Origin of the sequence: Pseudomaricurvus sp., assembly GCF_965662505.1 — a bacterium.
GTDB lineage: Bacteria > Pseudomonadota > Gammaproteobacteria > Pseudomonadales > Cellvibrionaceae > Pseudomaricurvus.
Genome location: NZ_CBFIHX010000180.1, coordinates 1 through 5,376 on the forward strand (window position 1 = coordinate 1; position 5,376 = coordinate 5,376).

Here is a 5,376-nt window from a genome sequence, read left to right on the forward strand (position 1 = left end):
TATTGGTGGCTAAAGAGTAAATCTAACTAGGCGCTATGCAAATGAAATATTACTTCACTCTTTTGATAGCGCCTTTACTTTTATCATGTTCAAATAAAGAGAATTTGATATTTTATGGAGATCTTCCATGTGCGCCCCATATTACAGAATATAAGGATAAAATTATTCGTGCGGATGATGAAATTTCATACCAATGGAGTGCGAATAAAACAAAGGCTGTAATTCGTGACATCCAATCTACAATGGAAAATTACGATAAGGCATTCTTTGATTGTGTTTGGGTCGTCCATCAAAAACGAAGAAACGATTTTACAGAAACAGATCGATCAACAGTAATGGTATTTAGTCTCTCGATAGGATCTATTCAAGCCGCAAATAGCGTAGCTATAGAGGCTGACAAATGGAGCTCATCAGATATTAACCTATTAAAAATAGTGTACTCAAGGCAGGCAGAACTGCTTAACAAAGCAAGGAAAAATCGCCCTTCGGACTGAACTCGCTAACAACAATTAGGACAGGCACAAAAATATTTTGAGTAAGTTTTACCGACAAATACATACTAAAGTTTTGATTTAACCTCTGTCAGTGTCCCTGATCGATCAGCATCATGCTCTCGACCAGAGCCGTAAGCGAGTATTTGAACTAACTCTTTACTTTAAAGTTTTGCACCTGAGCGATAAGACCTTCAGCCAGTTGAGCCAATTCTGCACTGGCTTCTGCAATCTGCTCTGCTCCCAAATTGGATTGTTCGGACATAGCACCAATCTCACAGGCATTGCGACTAATCTCATTAGAGGCCTGACTTTGCTCCTCTGCAGCACTCGATATTTGCAGACTCATATCGGTAATTCTTTCCACCGATTGCTCAACAACGCTTAGAGTTTCCTCCAATTTCTCAGCAGCACTCGATATTTCACTGGATTTTTGGCTGCCTAAACTCATGGCATCCACAGACGCATCAGCATCAACTTGTAATTTTGCAATCATACTCTCAATTTCTGCAGCAGAAGTCTGGGTACTTTGAGCTAGCGAGCGCACTTCGTCTGCAACAACCGCGAACCCTCTTCCTTGTTCACCAGCCCTAGCAGCCTCAATAGCCGCGTTCAACGCCTACAGGTTGGTTTGATCAGCAATGCCTTTGATGACACTGAGAATACCGTTGATGCCGGTGACACCTTGAGCCAAATGATTGATTGTTCCCATGGTCTCTTTTAACTGTTGTGTTAACTCAAAAATCCCGGAGACTGTATTTTGAACAATGACTTTGCTGTTACTGACTTCCCGATCTGCTTCTCTCGCAGCGCCTGCAGCTTCTGTTGTGTTGCGGGCGACTTCATCGATAGTCGCGCTCATCTCATTGATAGCGGCAGCGACTTGATCGGTAGCTGAATGCTGGCTACTGACGATCTCTTTGGTTTGAACAGTAATCGCCGAAAGCTCTGTTGCTGCTGACGCCTGTTGATGAGATGAGTCGTGAATGTGATTAATAATACTATTCAGGGTCGCAACCATCGTTTGAAAAGCTGTTTGCAGCTGACCAATTTCATCCACACAGTCTTTTTCTATACTAACTGTCAGGTCTCCAGTTGACATCTGTTCAACAGAAGAAGCCAGGCGTACAATCGGCTTGCTAATCTGCCGAGCAAGGAACACGGCCCCCGCCAACACAACCACGAAACTGATTGCCAGAATAATAAACGCAAACGTACGTAATCGGTGCGCCATCTCAAAAGCTTCTGCTTCATCAATTTCAGCAATTAAAGCCCATTTGTTTTCGCCTACTAAGAAAGGTTTATATACTGAAAGTACAGAGTTTCCGTTGTAGTCTAGAATCAATCCTCGCCCACTATTTCCTGCCAAAGCCTGCCGTACACTCTCCGTATCTGCACCATTTTTTTCTACCGAGCCTGAAAATGATTGAGCTACGCTGTGGTCTTCAGGGCTGAGATACGAATCGGTGCGCATGCGTTTATCTTGGCCCACTAAATAGGTTTCCGCAGTTTCACCCATCCCCTCTCTGCTTTGCATGATCTCATTTAGTTCATTCAAAGGGAGCTGCAGAGCCAGATACCCCAACAACTGACTATCTGACCTCACCTCAATCATCTGAAATGCAGCGGGATCACCATTGGATGGCGCATACGGAGAGAAATCTGAAGTCAGCACATCAGCTGAACTGTGCTCAATGAAAGTTGATAAAAGCTTGCCCAAACCGGAACTACGAATACTGGATTTGAGGATATTCTGCCCCAGGTCACTCTCTTTAGCCTGAGTAAAAACAATATCGCCATTTGGACTAATCAGAAACACATCGTACCAGCCATAACCTTCAACCAGAGATGTAGCGCGATCGATATATTTCTTATCAAGCTGCTTCCATTCATCTGAATCCGTGGTAAAACCAGCCCCTTCAAAAGCCTGACTGAAAGCGATTAGTGCAGTTTGGATACCGCTTTCACCGGCAACAACCCGCAGGTTTTCTTCTGATGCTTTGAAATAGTCACTGATCTGTGAATGTTTAAGATCAGCCACTGCGGATAACTTATCCATTGCACTACTTTCAATAAAAACCTTCGACTGACTCAACCCGAGAAAAGAAAATACACCCAGAGGAAGCAAGGACAAGGCGAGAAACCAAAAAATAAGTTTGGTTTGCAGCTGTTTGAACTGAAACATTTTTACGACCTCAATCAGTCGGCATAGCCTGAAAACGGTATTACAGCACGAGCCATTGTGTAATATGTATAGACAAGCCTTAGCGGCCTAGATATAAAAAGGTTTAATACCAATTTGTATTTGAATTTCTGTTTTTCAGAAGAAGCAGCCACCTGCCGGCATGTGATTGGCGACTTTTCTTTGGCCATTAATAACTAGCCCAGAAAAAAGAGCATGAAGTAGGTCTGAAAACTCAAGGAAGGCAGATAATGAGACAGGATGGTTAATAAAAGAGATCAGAATGAAACAAGGGGCCAAAGCCCCTTTTTTCATTCTGATTAGCGAGCACTGTCAAGCTCAGACCCGCGATCGGTACTGTAACTTAAAACAAATCCGCATCCAGTGACATCAGAGTGTCGCTGCCTGCCAGAATGCTCACACTCAAAGCACGAGTCGCTGGCAGTTGACGCTGGAAGAAGAAGCGGGCAATTTTCAGCTTGCTCTCGTAGAAGTCTGAATCGCTGCTGCCTTCATTGGCCAGTGCCACTTTGGCCATTTTCGCCCACATGTAGGCGTAAGCCGTGAGGCCAAATAAATGCAGATAGTCGTTAGCCGCAGCGCCGATGGCATTAGGGTCATCCTGCGCTTCGGCAATCACTTCGGCCGTGACCGATTTCAGGTTATCCAACTCACTTTTCAGCGGTTCGATAAACTCTTCCATAGCCTCGTCGTCGGCATTGGCGTCCACAAAGGCCTGCACTTCATTGGCAAAGACATCAAAGAACTTGCCGCCATTGGCAACCACTTTACGGCCCATCAGATCCATCGCCTGAATACCATTGGCGCCTTCATAGATCTGGGTGATACGCACGTCGCGTACCAGCTGCTCTTGACCCCACTCGCGAATAAAACCGTGGCCGCCAAAGATCTGCTGGCCAGCAACAGTCACTTCCAAAGCCTTGTCAGAAATGAACGCCTTGGCGACGGGTGTCAGTAATGCCACCATGGCCTCGGCTTCTTTCTTCGCATCCGCATCGTCGCTGAACTTAACAATATCCAGCCACTTGGCCACGTAGGTGGAGAATGCACGAGCCCCTTCGATCTGTGCACGCATGGTCAACAGCATGCGGCGCACATCCGGGTGCACAATGATTGGATCGGCGGCTTTTTCCGGGTTTTGCGTGCCTTCAGGACTGCGGCTCTGCAAACGATCACGAGCGTACTCAATGGCGCTCTGGTAAGAGTGCTCCGCAGCCCCCAGCGCCTGAATACCCACCACCAGACGTTCGTAGTTCATCATGGTGAACATGCAGGCCAGTCCCTGATTCACTTCACCCACCAGCCAACCTTTGGCGTTGTCGAAGTTCATCACACAGGTGGCCGAGCCCTTGATGCCCATCTTTTTCTCGATGGAACCACAGCTCAGGGAGTTATGCTCGCCCAGAGAACCGTCTTCGTTCACCATGATTTTCGGTACCAGGAACAGGGAAATGCCCTTGGGGCCAGCAGGCGCGTCCGGTAACTTGGCCAACACCAGATGGATGATGTTCTCAGCCATGTCGTGCTCGCCCCAGGTAATAAAGATCTTGGTGCCGGTAATGTCGTAAGAGCCATCTGCATTTTCAGTGGCTTTGGTGCGGATAATCCCCAGATCGGTACCGGCGTGTGGCTCGGTCAGATCCATAGCGCCAGACCAGACGCCGGAATACATATTGGGCAGATATTTCTCTTTCAGCTCGTCGGACCCGTGGGCATCCAGGGACAAACAGGCACCAGCAGTGAGCATCGGCGCCAGACCAAAGGACATACTGCCCGCTTGCAGCATCTCTTCCACCTGAGCCGTCAGGGTCTTGGGCATGCCCATACCACCGTATTCGGGGTTGCCGCCCAGACCGTTCCAGCCGCCTTCACAAAACGCCTGATAAGCCTCTTTGAAGCCTTCTGGTGAAGTCACCACGCCATCGTTCCACTGGCAGCCCTGCTCATCCGATTCGCGGTTGAGGGGTGCAACTTCTTGCTCAATCAGTTTGGCTGCCTCTTCCAGAATGGCGTCTGCGGTATCGGGATCTACCACCTCCTGAGTCCCCGGCAGGGAAGCCCACAGCTTGTCTGCTTCGAAAACTTCATTCAGTACAAAGCGCATGTCACGCAGTGGAGCCTTATAGTCGGCCATCTCTGTCACCTCTAAGATTCGTCAGGAAATTGAATATACGAGCCCTGAATTGCAGTCGCATTTCAGTAGCTTTCAATAAACTCTCAATAGCGTTGCTATTAAATTTGAGCAAGATAGAGACCACAACCGCTGCAAGATTGGGCCTGCGATCCCGTTTCGGCGTTTGAGTCAACGCACCGGAAACTGTCCAAAATTAAAACAAACAAGCGTTTGAAACGCAAGTTTATTTAGAGGTACCCGCCCACAGCTCGTCAAGTGGCGGACTATTCCACTAAGGGCATTCATCGAGAGCCTATAGAAACTCCCCTCTTTTTAACTTGTAGCAGAAAAGCCGACGACTGTTAGCGAAAACAGTCACTTCGGAGCGTCAGACAGGCATTGTCGACACGGATCGAGGGGAAAAGGACAAATAAGAATGAGGCGTGATGAAGACAGAGATCTTCAGAAGAAAGATCAGGCTACCGGACGCAGCCTGTAACAAGACAGCTTAGTAGACAAGACAACTTAGCTGACAAGATAACCAGCTGGCACAACAGCCTGCCAGCTAG

General features: G+C 47.6%; 4 protein-coding genes. 1 reads left to right on the forward strand and 3 read right to left on the reverse strand.

Translation table 11 applies throughout. From position 1 onward, the window contains the following. Nucleotides 1–41 precede the first annotated feature (41 nt). Entirely contained in the window at nucleotides 42–494 is a 453-nt protein-coding gene (locus ACTG33_RS16050; protein ID WP_439136233.1) for a hypothetical protein, read from the forward strand. Nucleotides 495–642: 148 nt separating this feature from the next. Here ACTG33_RS16050 and ACTG33_RS16055 read toward each other — a convergent pair whose 3' ends face one another. The 3 genes from ACTG33_RS16055 to ACTG33_RS16065 all read right to left on the reverse strand — a co-directional run bounded on the left by ACTG33_RS16055 (nucleotide 643) and on the right by ACTG33_RS16065 (nucleotide 4,828). After that, the gene (locus tag ACTG33_RS16055) at nucleotides 643–1,107 is read right to left on the reverse strand and encodes a methyl-accepting chemotaxis protein (protein ID WP_439136234.1); all 465 of its coding nucleotides are present in this window, start codon (nucleotides 1,105–1,107) and stop codon (nucleotides 643–645) included. 3 nt (nucleotides 1,108–1,110) lie between these two features. Further along, complete coding sequence (locus ACTG33_RS16060) at nucleotides 1,111–2,676, reverse strand: methyl-accepting chemotaxis protein (protein WP_439136235.1); 1,566 nt, start codon at nucleotides 2,674–2,676, stop codon at nucleotides 1,111–1,113. A gap of 361 nt (nucleotides 2,677–3,037) precedes the next feature. Next, nucleotides 3,038–4,828, reverse strand: a complete 1,791-nt coding sequence (locus ACTG33_RS16065) for an acyl-CoA dehydrogenase C-terminal domain-containing protein (protein ID WP_439136236.1) — start codon at nucleotides 4,826–4,828, stop codon at nucleotides 3,038–3,040. Nucleotides 4,829–5,376 lie beyond the last annotated feature (548 nt).

Excerpts from the sequence above, each read along its gene's own strand:
- ACTG33_RS16065 (WP_439136236.1), bottom strand. The coding sequence starts at position 4,828 with ATGGCCGACTATAAGGCTCCACTGCGTGACATGCGCTTTGTACTGAAT.
- ACTG33_RS16060 (WP_439136235.1), bottom strand. The coding sequence starts at position 2,676 with ATGTTTCAGTTCAAACAGCTGCAAACCAAACTTATTTTTTGGTTTCTC.
- ACTG33_RS16050 (WP_439136233.1), top strand. The coding sequence starts at position 42 with ATGAAATATTACTTCACTCTTTTGATAGCGCCTTTACTTTTATCATGT.